This window comes from Dialister sp. UBA1703, from assembly GCA_002320515.1.
Taxonomy (GTDB): Bacteria; Bacillota; Negativicutes; order Veillonellales; family Dialisteraceae; genus Dialister.
Map to the genome: position 1 here is coordinate 6,447 of DCJJ01000177.1, position 2,539 is coordinate 8,985.

The 2,539-nt window shown below is 50.3% G+C and carries 2 protein-coding genes; both read right to left on the reverse strand.

Annotated elements, in window-relative coordinates:
- Positions 1 to 263: 263 nt before the first annotated feature.
- The gene (locus B2Y11_RS08680) at positions 264 to 1,136 is read right to left on the reverse strand and encodes a hypothetical protein (protein ID WP_288269868.1); all 873 of its coding nucleotides are present in this window, start codon (positions 1,134 to 1,136) and stop codon (positions 264 to 266) included.
- Between the two features lie 522 nt (positions 1,137 to 1,658).
- Positions 1,659 to 2,372 (reverse strand): hypothetical protein, encoded by a 714-nt coding sequence (locus B2Y11_RS08685; protein WP_291058063.1) that lies wholly within the window; start codon positions 2,370 to 2,372, stop codon positions 1,659 to 1,661.
- Positions 2,373 to 2,539 lie beyond the last annotated feature (167 nt).

The following is a 2,539-nucleotide window of genomic DNA, read 5'->3' on the forward strand; positions in this document are numbered from 1 at the left end:
GCATTGCATAAAAATTCAAGAATAAAAGCAAACAATGATTTAATCAGCGCTTCCCTAGGCGACATTATAAAAACTCAGCCCTGGGCGATACCACAACCCTCTGCACCTTTTCCCGCAACCCTTCTACACAACCTGCCTGCGCCAGCAGGCCACAACCCACGGCGAAGCCGTGCCCCTTTGTGCCCAAAGGGCGCCGCACCCTCTGAACCTTAAGAACCTTCAACCTTCGCCCGCAAAGCGGGCGTCAACCTTTCCCTTGCCCCTTACAGTCTGGTATTCTGGATAAAATCGATATATTCCTTATACTGCTTCGCCATTTCATAATCGTGGAGAGGGAAGCACTCACTGAGCCAGCGGATGAGGAGCCAGGCGCAGCCGAAGAAGACCAGAAACTGGAGAAGACGGTGGATACAGGAATAGGATTTCTTCATTTTCTTTACCCAGCGGGGAGAGAGGGCATAGGCACTGTCATAAATCCACTGCCAGTACAGCACCACAAAAGCCACAAGTCCCGCCCCCATGAGAAGGAGATTCATGAGCCCCACATGGGGCAGAACAATGCGGTAAAACCAGCGCACCGGCTGGTTGATGGCAAAAAACATTTCCTTCGGCGACATCATAATATGCATGAACTCATAATGAATGAGGAACATGAAAGCGCTGCAGGAAAAGAAACAAACCGCCGAAAGGCAGATCAGCGTGGCCAGCTTCCGGCCCACATACACCCGGCAGATCACATTCATCATAAAGAAAATCAGAAGGAGCGTGCCGATGGCGGTGAGGAAATAGGGACTCAGATGATTAAAGGAAGGATCCTTCATGCCGTTCGCTGCATGGGTGAGCACATAGGGGAAAATGAAAATCCATGAAAAGAAAGGAATATACCCTATGCGCCAGAAAGGATGGAGAAGACTCTTCCCTGTCATGAGCTCCGTCAGGAAAATCAGAAGGAAACACTCCCCCATATTCCGCCCGAACCGGTACCACTGGAAAAGCTCCGTAATTCCCAAAATATCATAATAGACAGAAACGATGAGAAGCAGGCAGAAAGCGCCGGCCAGATATATGGCCAGCTCCCTCATGGAAATATCCTGCCACCAGGCGATAAACTTTTCCTTCTCCTGTTCCAGAAACATAGTTCCCCTCTCCCTCATACTATACTTGATTCTAGTATAGAGAAACAGAGCCCCCGCGGCAAGAGGCCAATTTCCGGCGGCAAGAGGGGGACATGAAATACAATCGTGTCAATGCCGGGCAGGAAACTGTATGCAAAAAGTTTCCTGTTGCGATGAACCACAATAGTGTCACGCCGAGTAGGAAACTATACGCGAATAGTTTCCTGTCGCAATGAAACACAGTAGTCCCACGCCTCCCCCGTCATTTCGAGGGTCGGAAGCGGAGTCGAGAAATCTCCTTTGCGAATAGTTTCCTATCGGTAAGAAACACCAATGGTGTCACGCCGAGCAGGAAACCCTTCGCGAATAGTTTCCTGTTGCGATGAACCACAATAGTGTCACGCCGAGTAGGAAACTGTACGCCAAAAGTTTCCTGTCGCTATGAAACACCAGCAGTGTCACGCCGAACAGGAAACTATACGCAAAAAAGTTTCCCGCCGCCGTGAACCCCATGGGTTCCGCGTCGGACAGGAAACTTTTGAATCATTTCATATAATCATAAATCTTTCTTACCGATTCGATATCCTTCATCCGGAAGGGGGAGAGGAAATGAACCAGGCTGCCGATGAAGCCATGGCTTTTCAGGAACCGGCGGGCATCCTCCACAGTTTCCGCGCCGCCGTTTTCCTCATAGCCCCTTCGCACCGCTGCCACCCGGGACTTTTCCTCCCGATAATTCTCCCGGCAGATGCCCTGGAGAAGAAGAAGGAAATCGATGGCCTTCAGGGTCTCCCGATTTCGTGAATAGAGCCGGTTCTCCCAGTCCAGGAACGTGAGCCTTCCGTCCCGATAGGTAATATCCCGAAGCGCCGGACGGCCGTGGATAATATGGTCATGGTGGAGAGCAGCCAGGGCGGCGCCGGTTTCCTCCAGAATGGCCTCCTTCTCCTCCTCCCGCCGTTTGGAGCCCAGAATATTCTTCAGCGTAGGTCCGCCGTCCAGAGTCACCATATAGTCCGGCGTCAGGAGCACCACATCCGGAACCAGCTCACTATGAAAACGGCCTGCAATGGTCATGCGGGCGATTTCATAATAAAACTCCTTCTCCACCGAATACTTCACCAGCTGATTCCGCCCGTTTCCCAGTTTCCGCTTGATCCAGTACTTCTGCTCCTCCAGAGTGAAATCAATAATCCGCTCCTTCGGATTCTCCCGAATCAGCTGCTCCGCCATACCACGGATTCTCTCCGCCTCCATCATCATCCCTCTTTTCTTTATAGTGTATTTAATATATTTAAACTATTGTAACAGACATGGAAAGATTTTGTAAGGAATAACTTAGGGAAGCGCTGATTAAATCACTGTCTGCTTTTCTTCTTGGATTTTTATGCAATGCAAGGAATGGGACAACGCGAATAGCGAGC